Origin of the sequence: Streptomyces sp. NPDC048442 (assembly GCF_040651475.1) — a bacterium.
In the GTDB taxonomy this organism is placed as follows: domain Bacteria; phylum Actinomycetota; class Actinomycetes; order Streptomycetales; family Streptomycetaceae; genus Streptomyces.
This window is the reverse complement of record NZ_JBEZKB010000009.1, coordinates 24,848-43,419: the sequence shown is the minus strand read 5'-3', so window position 1 is coordinate 43,419 and position 18,572 is coordinate 24,848. Positions and strand designations below refer to the sequence as shown.

Annotated in this window: 18 protein-coding genes, 1 tRNA gene and 1 pseudogene; 7 read left to right on the top strand and 13 right to left on the bottom strand. The window is 70.2% G+C overall.

Translation table 11 applies throughout. The annotated features are described in order from the left end of the window. Positions 1 to 134 precede the first annotated feature (134 nt). The 3 genes from pfkB to AB0D18_RS16025 all read right to left on the bottom strand — a co-directional run bounded on the left by pfkB (position 135) and on the right by AB0D18_RS16025 (position 3,665). A complete protein-coding gene (gene pfkB / locus AB0D18_RS16035; protein WP_362417700.1) occupies positions 135 to 1,082 on the bottom strand; it encodes a 1-phosphofructokinase in 948 nt (315 codons plus the stop codon). A gap of 4 nt (positions 1,083 to 1,086) precedes the next feature. Further along, on the bottom strand, positions 1,087 to 1,848 hold the full coding sequence (locus AB0D18_RS16030; protein ID WP_362417697.1) for a DeoR/GlpR family DNA-binding transcription regulator: 762 nt from the start codon (positions 1,846 to 1,848) through the stop codon (positions 1,087 to 1,089). A gap of 203 nt (positions 1,849 to 2,051) precedes the next feature. Continuing rightward, positions 2,052 to 3,665, bottom strand: a complete 1,614-nt coding sequence (locus AB0D18_RS16025) for an MFS transporter (protein WP_362417694.1) — start codon at positions 3,663 to 3,665, stop codon at positions 2,052 to 2,054. A 63-nt stretch (positions 3,666 to 3,728) separates the two neighbouring features. Here AB0D18_RS16025 and AB0D18_RS16020 point away from each other — a divergent pair, with 63 nt between their 5' ends. Continuing rightward, a complete protein-coding gene (locus tag AB0D18_RS16020) occupies positions 3,729 to 4,718 on the top strand; it encodes a YafY family protein (protein WP_362417691.1) in 990 nt (329 codons plus the stop codon). 159 nt (positions 4,719 to 4,877) lie between these two features. Here the strand turns inward: AB0D18_RS16020 and AB0D18_RS16015 are convergent, their stop codons facing one another. Beyond that, entirely contained in the window at positions 4,878 to 5,873 is a 996-nt protein-coding gene (locus AB0D18_RS16015; RefSeq protein ID WP_362417688.1) for a sigma-70 family RNA polymerase sigma factor, read from the bottom strand. Positions 5,874 to 6,047: 174 nt separating this feature from the next. Here AB0D18_RS16015 and AB0D18_RS16010 point away from each other — a divergent pair. Both AB0D18_RS16010 and AB0D18_RS16005 read left to right on the top strand, forming a co-directional pair. Then, positions 6,048 to 6,563 (top strand): annotated as a pseudogene (locus AB0D18_RS16010) (N-acetyltransferase family protein); the annotation flags it as partial. Between the two features lie 144 nt (positions 6,564 to 6,707). Further along, entirely contained in the window at positions 6,708 to 7,730 is a 1,023-nt protein-coding gene (locus AB0D18_RS16005; RefSeq protein WP_362417685.1) for a questin oxidase family protein, read from the top strand. Between the two features lie 74 nt (positions 7,731 to 7,804). On the opposite strand, the gene AB0D18_RS16000 is transcribed toward AB0D18_RS16005, so the two are convergent. Beyond that, positions 7,805 to 8,587 (bottom strand): class III extradiol ring-cleavage dioxygenase, encoded by a 783-nt coding sequence (locus AB0D18_RS16000; protein WP_362417682.1) that lies wholly within the window; start codon positions 8,585 to 8,587, stop codon positions 7,805 to 7,807. 44 nt (positions 8,588 to 8,631) lie between these two features. Here AB0D18_RS16000 and AB0D18_RS15995 point away from each other — a divergent pair, with 44 nt between their 5' ends. Then, a complete protein-coding gene (locus AB0D18_RS15995; protein WP_362417679.1) occupies positions 8,632 to 9,165 on the top strand; it encodes a MarR family transcriptional regulator in 534 nt (177 codons plus the stop codon). Between the two features lie 42 nt (positions 9,166 to 9,207). On the opposite strand, the gene AB0D18_RS15990 is transcribed toward AB0D18_RS15995, so the two are convergent. Both AB0D18_RS15990 and AB0D18_RS15985 read right to left on the bottom strand, forming a co-directional pair. Continuing rightward, positions 9,208 to 10,749 (bottom strand): MFS transporter, encoded by a 1,542-nt coding sequence (locus AB0D18_RS15990; RefSeq protein ID WP_362417676.1) that lies wholly within the window; start codon positions 10,747 to 10,749, stop codon positions 9,208 to 9,210. Between the two features lie 137 nt (positions 10,750 to 10,886). Continuing rightward, complete coding sequence (locus tag AB0D18_RS15985; RefSeq protein WP_362417674.1) at positions 10,887 to 11,567, bottom strand: helix-turn-helix domain-containing protein; 681 nt, start codon at positions 11,565 to 11,567, stop codon at positions 10,887 to 10,889. 425 nt (positions 11,568 to 11,992) lie between these two features. On the opposite strand from AB0D18_RS15985, the gene AB0D18_RS15980 reads away from it, so the two are divergent. Then, positions 11,993 to 13,297: a M6 family metalloprotease domain-containing protein gene (locus AB0D18_RS15980; protein ID WP_362417671.1), complete on the top strand. Its 1,305-nt coding sequence runs from the start codon at positions 11,993 to 11,995 to the stop codon at positions 13,295 to 13,297. An 85-nt stretch (positions 13,298 to 13,382) separates the two neighbouring features. After that, positions 13,383 to 13,455, top strand: a tRNA-Arg gene (locus tag AB0D18_RS15975). A gap of 71 nt (positions 13,456 to 13,526) precedes the next feature. On the opposite strand, the gene AB0D18_RS15970 is transcribed toward AB0D18_RS15975, so the two are convergent. From AB0D18_RS15970 to AB0D18_RS15960, 3 genes are all read right to left on the bottom strand, one after another. After that, on the bottom strand, positions 13,527 to 13,805 hold the full coding sequence (locus AB0D18_RS15970) for a tyrosine-type recombinase/integrase (protein WP_362417668.1): 279 nt from the start codon (positions 13,803 to 13,805) through the stop codon (positions 13,527 to 13,529). A 144-nt stretch (positions 13,806 to 13,949) separates the two neighbouring features. Continuing rightward, the gene (locus AB0D18_RS15965; RefSeq protein ID WP_362417665.1) at positions 13,950 to 14,174 is read right to left on the bottom strand and encodes a hypothetical protein; all 225 of its coding nucleotides are present in this window, start codon (positions 14,172 to 14,174) and stop codon (positions 13,950 to 13,952) included. Further along, on the bottom strand, positions 14,174 to 14,659 hold the full coding sequence (locus AB0D18_RS15960) for a hypothetical protein (protein WP_362417662.1): 486 nt from the start codon (positions 14,657 to 14,659) through the stop codon (positions 14,174 to 14,176). The genes AB0D18_RS15965 and AB0D18_RS15960 overlap by 1 nt, the downstream gene beginning before the upstream one ends. Positions 14,660 to 14,823: 164 nt before the next feature. On the opposite strand from AB0D18_RS15960, the gene AB0D18_RS15955 reads away from it, so the two are divergent. Next, entirely contained in the window at positions 14,824 to 16,098 is a 1,275-nt protein-coding gene (locus AB0D18_RS15955) for a transcriptional regulator (protein ID WP_362417660.1), read from the top strand. On the opposite strand, the gene AB0D18_RS15950 is transcribed toward AB0D18_RS15955, so the two are convergent. The 3 genes from AB0D18_RS15950 to AB0D18_RS15940 all read right to left on the bottom strand — a co-directional run bounded on the left by AB0D18_RS15950 (position 16,079) and on the right by AB0D18_RS15940 (position 18,488). Next, entirely contained in the window at positions 16,079 to 16,741 is a 663-nt protein-coding gene (locus AB0D18_RS15950) for an HAD family hydrolase (RefSeq protein ID WP_362417657.1), read from the bottom strand. The two genes, AB0D18_RS15955 and AB0D18_RS15950, sit on opposite strands and share 20 nt — an antisense overlap. A 218-nt stretch (positions 16,742 to 16,959) precedes the next feature. Beyond that, a complete protein-coding gene (locus tag AB0D18_RS15945; protein WP_362417654.1) occupies positions 16,960 to 17,448 on the bottom strand; it encodes a GNAT family N-acetyltransferase in 489 nt (162 codons plus the stop codon). A gap of 386 nt (positions 17,449 to 17,834) precedes the next feature. Continuing rightward, positions 17,835 to 18,488: a hypothetical protein gene (locus AB0D18_RS15940; RefSeq protein ID WP_362417652.1), complete on the bottom strand. Its 654-nt coding sequence runs from the start codon at positions 18,486 to 18,488 to the stop codon at positions 17,835 to 17,837. Positions 18,489 to 18,572: the final 84 nt, after the last annotated feature.

The window sequence follows — 18,572 nt, the reverse complement described above, 5'->3', positions numbered from 1 at the left end:
GAGCGCCACAGGCAGAGCGGGCACAGGCAGGGCGGGCATAGACGGGGCGGGCACAGGCGCGGCGGGCACCGGCAGGGCGGCCACAGCAGCTGTGTGGTGACGGGCGGCGGCCACGCGACGGTGGCCCGTGCCGCTCACGTCGCGGGCTCCGTCAGCGCGCGGTCCAGCGGCACGTCGGCGGTCACGGTCACCGCCGCCGGGTCCAGGTCGGCGGGCGTCGGCATCACGCTGCCCGGCAGCTGCACCGCCGCCGCACCGTGTGCGACCGCCGCGGCCAGAGCCTCGGGGCCCTCGCCGCCTGCCGTCAGGAACCCGGCCAGGGACGCGTCTCCCGCGCCGACATTGCTCCGTACGACCTCGACCCGCGCGGTCGCGAACCACGTGCCGGAGTCGGCGACCAGGAGCTGTCCGTCGGCGCCCAGGCTGGCGAGCACGGCCCGCGCACCCAGTGCGCGCAGTTGCTCGGCCGCCTCGACCGCGTCGCCCACCGTCTTGAGCGGTCGCTCAACCGCTTCGGCGAGCTCCTCGGCATTGGGCTTGACCACGTCGGGCCGCTCCCGCAGCGCCGCGAGGAGCGACGGGCCCGAGGTGTCCAGGGCGATACGGGCCCCCGCCTCGTGCGCGCGGGCCACCAGGGCGGCGTACCACTCGGGCGTGAGACCGCGCGGCAGGCTGCCGCAGCAGGCGATCCAGTCGGCGTCGCCCGAGTGGTCCCGTACCGCCGACAGCAGTGCCTCGGACTCGGCGGCGGTCAGTTCGGGACCGGCCGCGTTGATCTTGGTGAGGGCGCCGTCGGGTTCGGCGACGGAGATGTTGGACCTGGTCTGTCCGGCCACCGGCACCGGCGCGACCTCGATGCCCTCGGCGCCCAGGAGTTCGGCGACGAGCGCGCCCGGGGCGCCGCCCAGCGGCAGGACGGCGAGGGTGCGGTGCCCGGCGGCGGCGACCGCGCGCGAGACGTTGACGCCCTTGCCGCCCGGGTCGATGCGGTCGGCGGTGGCCCGCAGGACTTCCCCGCGCATCAAAGAGGGGACTTCGTAGGTGCGGTCCAGGCTGGGGTTGGGGGTGACGGTGAGGATCATCGGGTCACACTCGCTGTACTTCTGTTCCGGCCGCCTCGATGGCGGCGGCGTCCGCCGGGCTCAGCCCGGTGTCCGTGATGAGCAGGTCGACGTCCGCGAGGTCTCCGAACCGCGCGAAGTGCTCCTGGCCGTGCTTGGCCGAGTCCGCGAGCAGTACGACCCGGCGGCCCGCCGCGATCACCGCCCGCTTCACCGCGGCCTCGGCCAGGTCGGGGGTGGTCAGGCCGTGCGCGGCGGAGAAGCCGTTGGCGCCGAGGAAGACGACGTCGGCGCGGATCTCGCCGTACGCCCGCAGCGCCCAGGCGTCGACGGCCGCCCGGGTACGGTGGCGGACCCTGCCGCCGACCAGGTGGAGGTCTGTCCCGGGGTGGTCGGCGAGGCGTGCCGCGACCGGCAGCGAGTGCGTGACGACGGTCAGGGCGCGCTCCAGCGGGAAGAGCGCCGCGAGCCGCCCCGCCGTCGAACCCGCGTCGAGGACGACGCTGCCCTCGGACGGCAGCTCGGCGGTCGCGGCCTGCGCGATGCGGTCCTTCTCGTCGGCGGCGGTGGACTCGCGCTCGGCCAGATCGGGCTCGAAGTCGAGCCGCCCGGCCGGGATCGCCCCGCCGTGCACGCGGCGCAGCAGCCCGGCCCGGTCGAGGGCCTTGAGGTCGCGCCGTACGGTCTCGGCGGTGACCTGGAAGGTGTCGGCGAGGGACAGCACGTCGACGCGTCCGCCTTCGCGGGCGAGACGGAGGATCTCTTGCTGGCGCTCCGGTGCGTACATGTGGGTTTACGTCCGTTCGATGCCCGAACCTGTGGTTTCCCTGGCAGAGTACCCCTAGGTGCCACCCAAGTAAACACATCTGGGCTCCGTCCGGGCATGAACGGACTTCGGTCCGGGTTTGCCGGAGCCGCTCGGGCATACGAGAAGCCCGCAGGGTCCACCGGACCCCACGGGCTTCTCGCCGCACTCCCTGCCGCAGTCGATCAGGCCGTCAGCGCGGGCTCCTTCTGTACGTCGTCAGCCCTCTCGGGCCCCTCGTGCTCGGGCACCTCGTGCTCCGGCGCCTCGTGCCCCGCCGCCCGCTTCGGCAGCGCGAACATCAGCAGGAAGATCACCACCAGGACGCCGACGACCCAGCCCAGCGCGTTCTGGAAGGCGTCCACATAGGCCGCCCCGACCGCGCTCTGTGCGCCGTGCGCGAGGTCCATCTTGTTGTCGACGATCCCGAAGAAGACCACCGACACCAGGCCGATGCCGAACGCGTTGCCGGTCTGACCGGTCGTGTTGATCAGCCCGGACGCGGAACCCGCGTGCTCCTTGGGCACCTCGGACAGCACCGCGTCCGTCAGCGGCGCCACGATCAGGCCCATGCCGAGGCCCATCACGATCAGCGGCAGCGCCATCTGCCAGGACGAGATCTCCTTGCCGAAGTGGTCGGCCTCCCAGATGTAGAGCAGCAGGCCGGCCGCCATCGTCAGCGCACCCGTCTGCAGCACCTTGCGGCCGAACCGCGGCACCAGCTTCTGCACCGAGATGCCCGCGGCCACCGACACGGCGATGGAGAACGGGATTCCGGTGACGCCCGCACGCAGCGCGCTCCAGCCGAGCCCGATCTGCATGTACAGCGTCCACACCATGAAGAAGATGCCGCTGAAGACACCGAAAGTGAGCTGTACGGCGATGCCCGCCGCGAAGCTCTTGACCTTGAACAGCGACAGCTCCACCAGCGGCGACCCGTCGCGCCGTGTCTTCCACCGCTCGTACGCGACGAACACGGCGAGTACGACCAGGCTGCCCGCCATGGACAGGTACCCCCACAGCGGCCAGTCCAGCTCGCGGCCCCGGGTCAGCGGGTAGATCAGCGCGAGCAGCGCGAGGGTCACCAGGACGACGCCCGGCAGGTCCAGGCGCAGTGCGCGCGGGGCCTTGGACTCGGTGATGAACTTGCGGCCCAGGATCAGTCCGGCAATGCCGACGGGCAGGTTGATCAGGAAGATCGGGCGCCATTCGAGACCGAACAGGTTCCACTCGGTGAGCAGAGCGCCGAGCAGCGGGCCCGTCACCGCACCGAGCCCGACGATCGCGCCGAACAGGCCGAAGACCTTGCCGCGCTCGTGGGCGGGGAAGGTGGCGTGCACGATCGACAGCACCTGCGGGACCATCAGCGCCGCCGTCGCACCCTGGAGGATGCGGGAGGCGACCAGGATGTCCGGGTTGGCGGCGAAGCCGCAGAGCGCGGAGGCGAACGTGAAGCCGCCGATGCCGATGAGGAACAGGCGCTTGCGGCCGTAGATGTCGCCGAGCCGGCCGCCCGTGATCAGTCCGGCGGCGAAGGCCAGTGCGTAACCGGCGGTGATCCACTGGATCGCGCTGAAGGTCGCGCCGAGGCTGCCCTGAATGCTGGGTATCGCGATGTTGACGATCGTGACGTCGACCAGGTCCATGAAGGCGGCGGTCATCACGATGGCGAGCGCGAACCAGCGGCGGCGGTCGGAGGGAGAAGTGGCAGGCGTACCAGGTTCTGGGGCGGCGGGTGTTGCGGCTGCGGCGGGTATCGGAGACTCGGCCCGAGCCCCCGACGGGGGTGCTGATGTCATGTGGACGACGTTAGTCGTCATATAGGACACCCTGTGTCCCACATCCCCGGCATCCTGGGTGTTATGACGGACACACCGGCACGGCTGCTGCAACTGCTCTCGCTGCTCCAGACGCCCCGTGAATGGCCGGGCAGCGAACTCAGCGCCCGGCTCGACGTTTCGCGCCGGACGGTACGGCGGGACATCGACCGGCTCCGTGACCTGGGCTATCCGGTGCAGGCCACGATGGGTGCGGAGGGCGGGTACCGGCTGGTCGCGGGCAAGGCGCTGCCGCCGCTCGTACTGGACGACGAGGAGGCGGTGGCGATCGCGGTCGGCCTGCGGGCCGGCGCCGGGCACGCGGTCGAGGGCATCGAGGAGGCGTCGGTACGCGCCCTGGCCAAGCTGGAGCAGGTGCTGCCGTCCAGGCTGCGCCACCAGGTCTCGGTCCTCCAAGCCGCGACGATCCCGCTGACCAGCGGCGACGGCGCGAGCATCGACCCGCAGACGCTGACCGTGATGGCGGGGGCGGCGACCGGCCACGAGCGGCTGCGGTTCGGCTACCGCTCGGGCGACGGTACGGAGACCAAGCGCCTGGTGGAGCCGCACCGGCTGGTCAGCACGGGGCGCCGGTGGTACCTCGTCGCCTACGACATCGACCGCGAGGACTGGCGTACGTTCCGGGTGGACCGGGTCAGCGAACCCTTCGCGACGGGGGCGCGGTTCGTGCCGCGCGGGGTGCCGACGGGGAACGCGGCGGACTTCATCCGGCGGTCGCTGACCGCGCTGGGCGGGGGCCGCCGAGAGGAGCCGTACCGACTGGTGGTGACGTTCGAGGCGCCCGCCGAATTCGTGACGGCACGGCTGCACGGCACGCTGGGAACGCCGGTCGCGACGGGCGACAACAGCTGCCTCCTGGAGACCGACCTGGAGTCGTCGGTGGAGTGGACGGCCTTCCGACTGGCCATGGTGGGCTGCGAGTTCGGCGTACGGGAACCCCAGGAACTGGTGGCCTACATGGAGTCGCTGGGGGCACGGATCGGGCGGGCGGTCGCCACACCCGGGTCCGCCTGATCCGCCTGATCCGCCTGAGGGGGCGGTGGTGGGGAGCCCCGGCGCTCGGGGGGAGACGCGCCGGGGCTTCGTCCCGGGAAGGACGCGACGGCCTGGTGGGTGGGATGCCGTCGCATCGTGGTCTGTCGGGTACGGGGCCTCACGGACTCGTACAAGGCCTCACGCAGCCGCGTCGAAGCCCGTGTCATGGGCCATCTTCTTCAGCTCCAGCAGGGCGTGCTTCTCTATCTGCCGGATCCGCTCGCGGGTCAGCCCGTGCTGCTTGCCGACCTCGGTGAGCGTGCGCTCCCGGCCGTCCTCTATGCCGTACCGCATGCGGATGATCGAAGCCGTGCGCTGGTCGAGCTTGCCGATGAGGTCTTCGAGCTCCTCACTGCGGAGCATCGACAGGACGGACTGCTCGGGCGACACCGCGGAGGTGTCCTCCAGAAGATCGCCGAACTGGGTCTCGCCGCCGTCATCCACCGGCATGTTCAGCGAGACCGGGTCGCGCGCCCAGTCCAGTACGTCGCTGACGCGCTGGGTCTTGGTCTCCAGCTGGCGGGCGATCTCCTCGTGCTCGGGGTCGCGGCCGTTCTCCCGGTTGAACTCGCGCTGCACGCGCCGGATCCGGCCCAGCTCCTCCACCAGGTGGACGGGCAGGCGGATGGTGCGCGACTGGTCGGCGATGGAGCGGGTAATGGCCTGGCGGATCCACCAGGTCGCGTACGTGGAGAACTTGAAGCCCTTCGCGTAGTCGAACTTCTCGACCGCACGGACCAGGCCGGCGTTCCCCTCCTGGATCAGGTCGAGCAGCGGCAGACCGCTGCGCGGGTAGCGGCGGGCCACCGCGACGACCAGTCGCAGATTGGCCCGGATGAACCGGTCCTTGGCACGCTCGCTCGCCTCGAACAGCGCTTCCAGCTCCTCGCGGGAGGCACCGCCGGCTGCCGACTCGTCCACCTTGCCGTCGAGGATCTGGCGTGCGTACACACCGGCCTCGATGACCTGGGACAGCTCGACCTCCTTGGCGGCATCGAGCAGGGGCGTCCGTGCGATCTCGTCGAGGTACATGCCGACCAGGTCGCGGTCGGCGATCTCCCCGCCTACGGCGCGAACGCTGCTTGCCCGGGTCGATCCGGTCGAGGACCGACGGGCGACGGCACGGGTTGCCATGCTTGGTGCTCCCTTGCGTGAGTAGGTCGCGTGTGGTGTGGCCGTGGCTGCGGGGACCCTTCTCGGGTTCCCCGCCTCCAAAAGATCCAACGGTTGGAATCGGGACAGAATTCCCCGCACCCGCACTCAATTTCGTGATCTTGCAGTACCCTGTCGGCCCACCAGGGAGGAATCTTGCCCCAAATCACCACAGAAGTGCAGGTCAGGCCGGGTATCGAGGCCGATCTGAGGGAGCTCACCGACCTTTACAACCACTTCATCCATGAGACCTCGATCACCTTCGACACAACCCCTCTTACGCCCGAGGAGCGTCGTCCGTGGCTGCTCTCCCACCCTGAAGACGGCCCGCACCGCCTCATGGTTGCTCGCGATGCCCGAACTGCCCGGATTCTGGGATATGCGACGAGCAGCCCGTTCCGGCCAAAGGCCGCCTACGGAACCTCGGTGGAAACGACGGTCTACTGCGCACCCGACACGGGCGGCCGGGGCATCGGCACGCTCCTCTATGAGGCGCTCTTCGCGGCGCTCGCGAAGGAGGACGTGCACCGCGCGTACGCGGGCGTCACCCAGCCCAACGAGGCGTCCGCCCGGCTGCACGCCCGCTTCGGCTTCACCCAGGTCGGCCTCTTCCGCGAGGTGGGCCGCAAGTTCGGCCGTTACTGGGACGTCGCCTGGTACGAGAAGAACCTCGGCACGCCGGACCTGCCACCGGGCCCGCCACCGAACCTGCCACCGGACTCCTCCCCCGCCCCGCAGGGCCCAGGGCCGGTCCGTCCCGGGGCCTAGGTCCGCAGCCCGTTACGGATCGCGGGCCCCGCACCTACTGTCCGGCGCATGGACCTCACCGGGACGTACGACGAAGCCCTGACCCGACTGCATGCCACCGGCCCCGAGCGGCTCGGGCGGCTCTCCAATCACGCGCCGATGGCCGTCGAGGCCCTCGCCGCCCACGGGCAGGGGCGGGCCGTGCACCGCTGGCTGGATCTGTACGCGGCCAGGCTGGAGGAGTTCCCCGCCGCCCACGCGCGCGTGACGGACGCCAACTGGCGGGAGGCGCTGGGTGATTCGCGCCGGGCCGCCGACTGGATCGCGTACTTCGAGCGGCTCCTCGACGGGCGCCCCTGGCGGGATGTGCTCGCCCAGTGGTGGCCGCGGCTGCTGCCCGGCATGTACGGCGGCGCCACGCACCCGGTGATCCGGGTCGGCCACGCGGTGCGCTCGCTGCTGGCGGACGGCGCGGAGAGAGCGCCCCGGGTGGCCGAGCTGGCGCACGGGCTCGGGTACTGGGCGGCCTGCCAACTCCCCGCGCCGGACGTCGTACCGCTGCCTGGCGCGGCCACCGCTGCCGCGGCCCTGGACTCCGTACCGCCCCTGGACGTACGCAGCGGTGGCTTTCCGGACCGTCTCGCGCGGGTGACGCACCTGCCCGTGTGGGCGGCGGCGCCGGCGTCGCCTCAAGAGGCACGGGCGAAGCTGACCGAGCTGGTGCGGGCCACCGTCCACCGGTACGCCACGCACGGGCACGGCGAGGAGACAATGCTGGTGCACGCGTCGACGGCGCCCAATGCCGTACTGCGCACGCTGCCCGCGCTGCCGCAGGCCTTGTGGGTGCCGAGCCTGCACGCGGCCTGGACCGCGTCCGCCGCCGTCACCGCGATGTACGCACCGGACGAGGCCGTGGCGTACCGCTCGCGGGCGGCCGGCCTCACCCCCGACGAGGTCTTCGAGAGGGCCGTCGCGCACGGCGACGAGCACGTGGTGAAGTTCGCCGACACTGCGCTCGACGTCGGCGACGAGCAGGCGCTCTCCGCCACGCTGTACGCCGTCGAGATCAGTGAGCCGCTGACCGCCTCATAGAGGCGGCGCCCGACCGCAGGAGAGACGGCGCCGGCCGCAGGAGAGACGGCGCCGGCCGCAGGAGAGACGGGGTGTCAGCCGAATTGCAGCGAGCGCTTCGCCAGCCCCATCCAGAACCCGTCGATGACGCTGCGCCCGTCCGCCAGTTCGTCCTCGGCCGCCCCCAGCGTCACGAACAGCGGGGCGAAGTGCTCGGTGCGCGGGTGCGCGAGGCGACCCGCCGGGGCCTTGTGCTCGAAGTCCAGCAGCGCGTCCACGTCCGCGGCGGCCAGTGCCCGGCGCCCCCAGTCGTCGAACTCCGCCGACCAGAGCGGCACACCGGGCCCCGTGTGCCGCAGGGCGGCCAGGTTGTGGGTGAAGAACCCGCTGCCCACGATCAGCACGCCCTCGTCGCGCAGCGGGGCCAGCCTGCGTCCGATGTCCATGAGCTTCTGCGGGTCGAGGGTCGGCATCGAGACCTGGAGGACGGGGATGTCCGCGTCGGGAAACATCTCCACCAGGGGTACGTACGCCCCGTGGTCGAGCCCTCGATCGGGTACGTCCTGGACGGGCATTCCGGCGCCGCGCAGCAGCTTCCGTACGGAATCGCCCAGTTCAGGGGCGCCCGGGGCCGCGTACCGCACCGCGTAATAGTGCTCGGGGAAGCCCCAGAAGTCGTAGACGAGGGGCACGGTGGTGGTTGTCCCGAGGGCCAGCGGCGCCTCTTCCCAGTGGGCGGAGACGACCAGGATGGCGGTGGGGCGGGGCAGACCGGCGGAGACGGCCGCGAGTTCACCCGGCCAGACCGGATCATCTGCGAGAGGCGGTGCTCCGTGGCTGAGATAGAGGGCGGGCATACGCGCTGCGGTGTTCGCCATGCAGGCTAGTTTAACTTTCAATGAGGAGTTCTACAGTGGAGCGCATGAGCACACAGAAGAACGCGGTCCACCGGGACGTCCGCAAAGAGGCGGCGGCGCCGCGCTGGCTCAACGACGAGGAGCAGCGCGTCTGGCGTGCCTACATCCACGCCACGACCCTCCTCGACGACACCCTGGACCGCCAGCTCCAGCGCGACGCGGGGATGCCGCACATGTACTACGGGCTGCTCGTGCAGCTCGCCCAGGCGCCGGAGCACAGGCTGCGCATGACGGAGCTGGCGAAGCACGCGAAGATCACCCGCTCCCGCCTCTCGCACGCCGTCGCCCGGCTGGAGAGGAACGGCTGGGTGCGCCGCCAGGACTGCACGTCCGACAAGCGCGGCCAGAACGCGATCCTCACGGACGAGGGCTACGCCGTCCTCAAAGAGGCTGCGCCGCGACACGTGTCACTCGTACGAAAAGCCATGTTCGACCGGCTCAGCGAGGAACAGGTGCACCAGCTCGGTGAAATCATGTGCGTCATCGCCGACGGCCTTGAGCCGACCGGTACGGGTGCGGATCTGCCCTGGCTCCGCTGAGCGGCGGAACCAGGGCAGATCGGGGGCGCGCAGAACCGACGGTCAGTGCGCGACGACCGGGATGCGCACCTCGTCCTCGGCGCCCTCACCGTCACCGGTGCCGGAGGCGACCGTGGTGCTGCTCGGCCGCCCGGTGGTGATCAGGGTCAGCGCGATGGCTGCCGAGACGACCAGGATGCCGACCGCCCACCAGATGGCGCTGGCGTAGCCGTGCACCATGGCCTGCGCCTGGAGCAGCTGCCGGCTGGTCGCACCGGCCGCGTTCGCCGCGACGTACGCGGTGGTGGCGCTCGCCGCGATGGTGTTCAGCAGAGCGGTGCCGATCGCGCCGCCCACCTGCTGCGAGGTGTTGACCATGGCGGACGCGACACCGGCGTCCCGTGCCTCGATGCCGTGCGTGGCGAGCGACATGGCCGGCATGAACGCCGTACCCATGCCGAGGCCCAGCAGCAGCTGCGCGGGCAGGATCAGACCGGCGTACGAGGACCCGATCTCCAGCTGCGTCAGCAGCAGCATGCCGAGTGCGGCGACCAGGAATCCGGGGCCCATCAGGAGGCGGGGCGGAACCCGGGTCATCAGCCGGGCGCCGATCTGGGTGGAGCCCGTGATCATGCCCGCGATCATCGGCAGGAAGGCGAAGCCGGTCATGACCGGCGAGTAGCCCTTCACGATCTGCAGGTAGTACGTCAGGAACAGGAACAGCCCGAACATCGAGATGACGGCGAGACCGAGCGAGAGGTAGACCCCGCCACGGTTGCGCTCCAGCAGGACGCGCAGCGGCAGCAGCGGGTTCTTCACCCGTGCCTCGACGGCCACGAAGGCGGCAAGCAGGACCACCGCGGCGGCGAACAGGCCGAGCGTCGATCCGGCCAGCCAGCCGTCGCCCTCGGCGCGCGTGAAGCCGTACACGAGGGACACCAGGCCGAGGGTGGAGAGGACCACGCCGGGGATGTCGAGCGGCGAGCGGTTGCGGCCGCCTGCCGGCTCACGGATGAAGAAGTACGCGCCCAGGGCGGCGACCACGGCGAAGGGGATGTTGACGAAGAACGTCCAGCGCCAGTTCAGGTACTCGGTGAGGAAGCCGCCCAGGATCAGGCCGACCGCGCCGCCGCCGCCCGCGATGGCACCGAAGATGCCGAACGCCTTGGCGCGCTCCTTGACGTCGGTGAACGTCACCGCGAGGAGGGAGAGCGCGGCGGGTGCGAGCAGGGCGCCGAAGAGGCCCTGCAGGGCGCGCGAGCCGAGCATCATGGCCTCGCTCGTCGCCGCGCCGCCGAGTGCCGAGGCGGCGGCGAAGCCGACCAGGCCGACGACGAAGGTGCGCTTGCGGCCCCAGAGGTCGGCGAGGCGTCCGCCGAAGAGGAGCAGTCCGCCGAAGGCGAGCGCGTAGGCGGTGATGACCCACTGCCGGTTGGCGTCGGAGATGCCGAGGTCGTGCTGGGCGGAGGGGAGCGCGATGTTCACGATCGTCGCGTCCAGGACCACCATCAGCTGGGCGAGCGCGATGAAGACGAGCGCCTTCCAGCGGTTGGGGTCGGGTATGGACTCACGGGACAGGGACGGGGAAAGGTCTGTTTTTGGCATGGGAGGAGCCACCTAGGGATGCGAAAGACATGAAAAAAGGACGTAGGCCGCGCTGCTTCTAGGGCGTGGCGGGGGCTGCTTCTAGGGCGTGGCGGGGGCTGCCACCAAGGCTGTTGCCGGGACTGCCACCAGGGCTGTCACCGGGGCTGTTGCCGGGGTCGGCGGAGGTCTTCCAGGGTTGCCGCGCTGCCCGGCAGTACGGAGCGTGCGGGCGCTTGGAGCCCGTCGAGGAACAGCTGCAGATGACGGTGGACGAACTGGTCGAAGTTCACGCAGCCGCTGCCCGGCAGCGGTCGGGTGAGCTGGGACAGCGCCACCATGAGGTCTCCGACGGCAACGTCGTCGCGGAGACGTCCGGCCTTCCTGGCCCGGTCCATGAGGTCCCCGAGAGCCGCTTCGAGGCGCTCGCGCCCGGCGAGCAGGTCCTCGTGGTTCATGTCGAACCCCTCGGAAAGCATGGGGCACAACGCCCCGATCCGCTCGTCGGCAGCCTCGTGGACGAAGCGCCGCAGGGCCTCGAAGGGGTCGCCACCTTCCTGGGCGGCCCCCAGGGCCGCCGCTTCGGCGCGCTCGGCGGTGCGGGACAGCACCGACAGCACCACCTCGTGGATCAGGTCCTTACGGTCCGGGAAGTGGCGGTAGAGCGTGGCGTTGCCGACGACCGCACGCCGTGCGATCTCGTCGAGCGGCACCTCGGGCCCGTGCTCGACGAACATCTCGCGCGCCGCAGCGACGATCCGCTCCCGGTTGCGCAGGGCGTCGGCGCGCGGACGCGGGACGCGGCGCTGTGCGATGGGGGTACCGGTTTCGCTGACCACCACGGCTCTCCTTCTGCTCTCTGTTTCTGCGCTCTGTCGCCGAAACGGGGACGGCTTCCCCACTTCCTTGCGGACACAAGTGCAAACGGGGAGCGGCTCCCCGGTTATTTCCTCACCTCATGTGACCTGACTCACAAGCCCCTCCACCATCGGCCCACCCAGCGAGCGGCCCCGCGCGCACCACCAGAGGGTGGGCAAACAGGAGCAGTCGGGACTGTCCGTGACAGAACGGGCAGGGCTGCATGGAGCGGAAGGCGATTCCCATGCAGCAGCCGCGCCCCCGCCCAGGCATATCCGGCGCCCGCCACGCAGGCACTCGTCACACAGGCACTCGTCACACAGGCACTCGTCACACAGGCACTCGTCACACAGGTGCCCGTCACGCAGGCACCGGCGGCCCTCGCCGCACCTTCACCTTCGCTGCCGTGGCGGCCCTCACCCTCGCCGCCGTGACCTCGGCCAGCACTCCCCTCGGGGAATCGGGTCATGTCTCCCCGGGGCCGGCCGGAACCCTCCGCACCAAAGCCTCCGCCGACATCCCTGGCCGCGTCCACAAGCAGCCTGAGCCCGCCGGTCCGCCCGGCTCCGCCGAAGCCGCCGAAGCGGCGGTCCGCCCCTGCCGCATAGCGGGCGCCCGGGGCGTACAGATGTCGGAGGGCATGCCCACCCCGCCCGGCTACACGCGCTCGACCGGCGAGGTCCGCGCCCTCAACCTGATGATCGACTTCTCGGACGCCCCCGGCCAGGGCCGCGCCCTCGACCGCTTCCAGGAGTTCGCCCCGCAGACCGCCGCCTGGTTCGAGACCAGCAGCTACGGGCGGCTGCGCTACGTCCCCGAGGCCCCGGTCACCAACTGGCTGCGGATGCCGCTCCCCTTCGCCGAGTACGGGATAGAGCGCGGCGCCCCCTTCGAGCCCGGTTACGAACAGCTCGTGCGCGACATCGTCACCACTGCCGACCCCCAAGTGGACTTCTCCGCGTACGACTTGGTGAACATCCTGGTCACCCCGAACGCGGGCCCCTCCGCCCTGGACACGGTGCTGTCCGTGACGTTCTCCGGCAACCACGAGGCCCCGGTCGCCGACGGCGTCCCCCTGGCCAACACCTCATTCATCTACAGCCGCCAGGACGACGGCTCCGGCAGCTACTCCGAGACCGGCTTCCGCGTGCTCCCCCACGAGAACGGCCACGTCTTCGGCCTGCCCGACCTGTACACCACGGACGGCGGCGCCTCCGTCGGCCACTGGGACATCATGTCCGAGGACTGGGGGGCCAACAACGACCTCCTCGGCTGGCACAAGTGGAAGCTCGGCTGGCTCGACAGCCGCCAGATCGGCTGCGCCACCCGCCCCGGCAGCACCGAACTCACGCTCGCCCCGTTGTCCTCCCCGACCGGCAACCGGAAGCTCGCCTTCGTACCGCTCTCCGACAAGACGGGGTACGCGGTCGAGGTCCGCACCCGCGGCGGCAACGACGACGCGATCTGCAAACCCGGCGTCCTCGTCTACCGGGTCGACGCGGACGTGGACACCGGCAACGGCCCCATCACCGTCGCCGACAGCGAACGCGACAGCGGCGGCTGCACCCGCCGACCCAACGTCCACCTGGAGCTCTCCGACGCCCCCTTCGAGCCCGGTACGTCCTTCACGGACAAGGACCAAAGGGTCCGCATCGACGTACTGGACCAGGACGAGGCGGGAAATCACCGGATCCGCATCACCCGGGACTAACACCTGCTTCCGGTCTCCTCCCCCTTCGAGCGAGCCGCCTGCGACATCCGCTAACCTGTCCTGAGCTGCCCCCAGGGGCGGTGTCGCCTCCGTAGCTCAGGGGATAGAGCACAGCTCTCCTAAAGCTGGTGTCGCAGGTTCGAATCCTGCCGGGGGCACAGAGAGAAGGGCCAGACCGGGGGCTTGATCCCCAGGTACTGGCCCTTCGACATGAGCGCGACCGTGCCACTCATGTGCCACGAGGCGGCGGCTGACCCTTCTCCCGGGCTTCACGGATCATCGCGCCGAGCCGGTCAGCGATCTCCCGGTCACGCCCGTTGGCCATGTGCTGATAGATCATCGCGGCGCGGGGTGTGCTGTGCCCCATCCTCGACATCAGCTCACGCGGGCTTGCCCCCGGCGCGGCGAGGGTGTTTCCGGCGTGCCGAAGATCGTGGAAGTGCACGTTCCCCTCAATCCTCGTCACCCTGGACAGGCTGCTCAGGAGTTCGACGAGGCCCCTCTTCATCGGTGGCGACCCTCTTGGTCAGCAGGTCCGCTGCGGGGATCGAGGGCTCGTGCCACAGGAGCGTCACGCCGTGTTCTTCGCAGTACACGCCGCTCCCGTCCTCGTACGGGAACGTGTGGCGCGCAGTGCCATGGATGCAGTAAGTCATCGGTTCACCGTCCGCTGCCCACGCTGGCGGAGATGACAGGAGCAGTCGCAGCACAGGGTCATCAGCGGCACAGTGGCCGAGGCCACCGGCAGGTAGATCTCCACGACCGGGGCCTTCTGGCACCAGCCGTGATGGCCGAGGGCACACTCGCCCCGGACGTACGGCTTCTCGCCCGCCGCACGCCGCCGCTGCCCGTATCGGTAGCGAGAAACCTGGTCCATCACTGTCCGCCCTCGCCGGAGAGGCGGGCGAACCCGACCTCCACCAACTCGGCAACTGCCATCAGGTCGCAGAGACGTCCGGGCGCCCGCATCGGCACCGACCAGTACATGCCCGGTTCTGCGAGCTGATCCGTACGCGGCACGCCCAGCCACCCGTGTCCGAGATAAGTACCAGACCGCGCAATCCAGTTGGGGGCTCCTCCCACCGGTACGAGCGGGTAGAACCACCGCTCGGAATCCTGAATCACCGGCCCGCCGAGGACCGCCTCCAAGAGAGGCCCCACAGCGGCCTGGTTCCGGGTTCCGACGGCTGCATAGACGACCTCGACCGGGATGCGTACCGCGTCGAAGCGGGAGCCGAGAGGCAGCACGGCCACATGCCGCTCCGTCCACTCCAGAGGTGCGACGTCAGGGGCCTGATGGGCGCGCGCCAGCCAGCCGGAGGCTTCGGCATTGGCGTCGGTCTGGGGTTTCTGGGTCTGCACGGGGACCGCCTTCACTGCCTCGGAATGGCTGCTGGGTACCCATCGTGAACCCGAAGAACGTCCCCTTAAAGGCCGTAAAGAGGACTCTTACAGGACTCCAAAGGGCCTTACTGTCATTCGAGTTGGCGTCTACCGTGGAGAACAGAAGCAACCTGGAGGTACGAATGCCCCGCCCTAACGGCAACACCGCGTTGAAGGCCGCTCGCGTCGCCGCCGGGTACGCCACCCAACAGGCCCTCGCCGACGCGCTGAACAACGCGGGCCCCCGACTCGGGCTCGGCGACCTGGAGGTCAGCCTCCGACAGGTACGCCGCTGGGAGTCCGAGAAACCCCCGTGGCCACAGGCCCACTACCAGCGCGCCCTGCGCCACGTCCTCGGCAACATGACCATGGCCGAACTCGGCTTCAGCCCCTCCTGGGGGGCCACGCCTGCACCCGAGGACGTCCCCCGCGGCATGCTTGCCGGCCTCGGCACGATCGGCCCCGCGCCTCTCCCGCTGCCCAACGGCGACGGAGGCTTCCAGCCCGACAGCGTCGCCGCCGACTACGCGCTCATCACCAGCAGCCACCGGCGTCTGTATTGGACCGTGCAGCCCGCCCAGATGCACCCCACCGTCGTCGAGCACACCCGTCTCGGCACCGCCCTCATGTCCGAGACGACCGGTCTCGCACGCATCTGCCTGGCCCGCGCCCTCGCCGAGTCGGCCCTGATGGCGGGACGGATCGAGTTCTTCGACCTCCAGGACCCCGATGCCGCAGCCGACACCTACGTCCGCGCCCTCCAGGCCGCCGCCGAAGCCGACGACTCGCTCCTCGGCTCGGCGATCCTCGCCCACACGGCATTCGTCCCGGGCTGGGCGGGCGACCGCAGCACCGCGCAGGAACGGATGCGGGCAGCCCGCTCGTACGCCCGCCGAGGTCGGCCGTCCACCGCGTTCCTGGCCTGGCTGGACGCCGTCGAAGCGGAGTGCGAGACCCGCTGCGGACACCCGCGCACCGCCCTGACGCTGATCCGGCACGCCGAGGAAGTCCTCACCCAGGACAGCGAGTTCCCGTCACCGGAGTGGATGGACTGGTTCAGCCCTGTCCGGCTGGCGGCCTTCAAGGGAAACACCCGACTCAAGGCAGGCCACTACCCCCAGGCCCGCCAGACTCTCCTCCACGTCCTCGACGAACTCCCCGCCGACGCGGGGAAACAGCGAGCCGTCGTTTTCGGTGACCTCGCCGCAGCAGCCGTCGGCGAGCGACAGATCGAGAACGCTTGCGAGTGGGCACAGAAGGCCCTCGGCCAGCTCACCGTCACCTGGTACGCCACTGGCATGGACCGTGTTCGCGACGTACGCCAGACCCTCCAGCCGTGGAGCGACCACCCACGCGTCGTGGAGCTGGACGACGCGATGTTCGGCTGGCGGGCTACCGTCAGCGCTCTCCAGCGTTGAACTTGCCAATCAGCTGCGGGAGTTCGGTAAGACTGTCGATTCGGAACGTCGGCAGCTCCACCGCCTCCTCGGTCCGCCACTGAATCGTCGCCCACGGCCCGCGTCGTACGAGAGCAGTCGGCATGCCTGCAGCTACCGCCGGACGCAGATCGTTGTCCACCCGGTCCCCGACATACAGGATCTCCTCCGGAGCGAACGGCACCACCGCCGCCACCCGCACGAAGAACTCGGGATCGGGCTTGGACGCACCCCAGTCGTCCGACGTCCCGATCAAGTCGACGTCCTCGGCGAACAACCCACGAAGGATTCCCCCGGCGCGCACAGTCTGGTTGCCCGCAATGCCCAGCCACAGCCCGGCCTCCCGCAGCGCCGCGAGCGCGGGGCGGACGTCGGAGTACAGATCCGACTCGTCGAAGTGCTCCGGCCGACCCACATCAGCACGCGCCTGCCGCTGCTCGTACAGATCGAAGCCCGGCCGGAACTCCTCGAAGACCTCCCGGTAGTCCCGCCCCTGCGCAATCACCGCGCCGAACATGGCCGCGAACGTGTGCCGGGGCACGCCGAGCCAGTCCGCCCAGGTCCCGTACTCCCGCGTCTCATCGACCAGACACTCACCGACGTCGAACACCACAGCGCGAATCATGGTCGGAAGGATAGGCCGGGACTAAGCCGCCCAACAGCCCTGCGGAATCTCTGCGGCCAGGAACCATTCCTGTCGTGGTGTCCAGCTCCGGAGTGGCCCCCCATGGATTCCAGCGGACATCGTCACCGAAACATCGCTGGTCCTCCGACCGGGAAGGTTCACCGGAGCGGCAGTGTTCGGCCCCGGACGTTGTCCCCGGAGTGGATCAAGCCCTCCGGTCAGGTCCGGCGAAGGGCCTTCATCATGATCTGTTCCCTGGTCGTCCCATCGGGCAGCACGTCGCCGCGCTCTCCCGTGGCCATGAACCCGTTGCGCCGGTAGAAGGCGTTGGCGGGTTCGTTGCCCGGGAGCACCGCGAGCTTCAAGGCTGCTCCGCCCGAGCCCAGAGCCCAGGTCTCAATTGCGGTAATCAGCTGGTTGCCGATTCCACGGCCTCGCACCTCAGAGCTGACCCAGACGGACCTCAACTCCCTGATATCAGCGGCGCAGGGAAGGCCGCTGGCCATGCCAACGGCGTGCCCATCCAGCAGTGCGGCAACGTGGTAGGCGCCGGGAAACTCCAGGCGGGCATGCCAGCGTTCTTCTTCGCCTCTGTCCCAGTCGACGAGCCGGGCTTTGAACGCGTTCGGCGCATCGGTCAGCGCCGCAAGGCGGAGTGCTCGCCACAACGGCCGGTCGTCTGTCGTGAGAACCCGCAGAGTCACCATGTCCGCGAGTCTTTCGCCGTGCGGCCGGGGAGGTCCACCGTGATCACGCCCCGACCCGGCGCGCGTTCCTCTCGTTGCTCCGTCAAGCGTGGCAGTAATGCCCGACAACGTTCGCCGAGTTGTTCGATCACGAGGCGAGGGCTGGTCTGCCGCCCCAGCGAGGGGGCCGAAGTGGGCCTCGGTGGGATTGGCCCAGGACGCGCAGCCGTGGAAGTGGGCACCCCGTGGGTGCGGTGGTAGGCAGCGGAGTGAACCTGTTGATAAGGGTGACGGCGAGGACCACAACAGGCCCACCGGTCCAGCCTGCCGGGCAGAGATTCGGTCCGTGCGGTCGAGGGCCCTCCCGTTCGTGCGAGCGGGAGGGCCCTCGTGTGTTCGGTGGCCGGTCAGCAGGATTCGCCGAACTTGACCGCGCTGATCGTGACCGGCTTTCCGTCGAGGGACGAGTCGGCGGCGGGGGTGATCGTGCACACCGTCCAGTTCGACTCGACGAGGACCATGCGGTCCTGGCCCGAACTGTCCCGGACGGTCACGGATGCGTTGGCGGGCAGCGTCGTACGGGCCGCCTTGACGCTCTTCCCGATCAGGTCCGGCATCGTGCCCGTGGCCTTCTCCGGTTCGCCCGCGTCGGCGGCGGGACACGATTCCTCAAGTTTCACCGTGCCGAAGTCGACGGCGGTCGAGAGGGCGTGCGTCCCCGGGCCCGGGGTCTGGGAACAGACCTTCCAGTTACGGTCGAGGACCTGCTTGCGGCCGCGGCCGAGCGCGTCGTGGCTCTTCAGTGCGTAGAAACCCGCGGCCTGGGCGCCGTCCTGCGCGGCTTGGAGGCCCTGGCCCACGAAGTCGGGCAGTGCCGCCGGGCCCTTGGCCGCGGCCGGGGCGTCCGCGCCTTTCCCGGGCGCCTTCGGGGTGCTCGGGGAACTCGGGGTGCTGGTGACAGTGGGCGGCCCGGGGACTCCGCCGGACGTGACGTCCTGGCAGGCCGTGAGTGCGAGGAGCGCCGCGGTGGTGAGTGCGATCGCGGTCGAGCGGTGGTGCATGGTCCCCCCTGGGATATTGCTGTGGTGAGGGGACCATCATCCGGGGCGTGAAGAAGGTGGGGTGCTGATGTGACTGACCCGTGA